Annotated in this window: 1 protein-coding gene; it reads left to right on the plus strand. The window is 54.6% G+C overall.

Annotated features, from left to right (window positions below):
• Window positions 1-335, plus strand: a 335-nt coding sequence (locus LH128_RS29385) for a hypothetical protein (RefSeq protein WP_327195320.1), incomplete at its 5' end; no start/stop codon positions are given.
• Window positions 336-780: the final 445 nt, after the last annotated feature.

The following is a 780-nucleotide window of genomic DNA, read 5'->3' on the forward strand; positions in this document are numbered from 1 at the left end:
GCCCCGTTGCGGACATTCGATCGCCACGATACCATCGTGGAATGTTCGAAAGCCCTCCATACATGTTCATTGCGACCGTCTTCGGTCTAGCGGTGCTTGTAGGGTTCTTGCCCGCCAGAAAGTACCGGACGGCGCTAATCGGATGCATCGCCCTCGGTCCGCTTTGGTTTGGCATATGGCTCACGTTTCACGATTGGACTGGGATAGAGCAAGAATTCGGCACCGGGCTGGCACTCCTGCTGTTCGTCCCTGTCTTTCTTGCCGTGTGGGCGACGATCACGATTTGGCCATTTATGCTGACGGTTCGCCTGCGGAAAATCCATCGCAACGGATAACGATTTAGTCGCTATCCGCATTTCTGCCTTTCATTCTGGTCCGCCTGCGAACGCTCAAGCCGGTCATTGCGTGAGGCAGCAAAAAACTTACGGTTTTGGCTTCCACCACGACAGCGTTACAAAAAACGCTCCTCCCAAAAATGCAGAGAGCGCCACGCAGCCCGCTATGATTGGTAAGTCAGGCGCGCAGTAGTCAAAGCAAAAGGTGTTTGGTCCCCTCGCTGGGGACGTGCCGCCGAAAACACTTATAAAGTGATCCCAATACTCCCCACCCATTACCGCCGCAGTAATGTACAGTCGGATGATCCATGCTTGGACAAGTCCAGCACCAAGGGCAATGCCAAATAAGATCAGTGCTACCAGAAGCCTTCGGTCTCGCCTCAACCCATACCTCCCCGGACGCGCCATTGGTTCAGATTAAGTCCAACACCGTCCGCTTGCCACC

It is taken from the genome of Sphingomonas sp. LH128 (genome assembly GCF_000293195.2).
GTDB lineage: Bacteria > Pseudomonadota > Alphaproteobacteria > Sphingomonadales > Sphingomonadaceae > Novosphingobium > Novosphingobium resinovorum_A.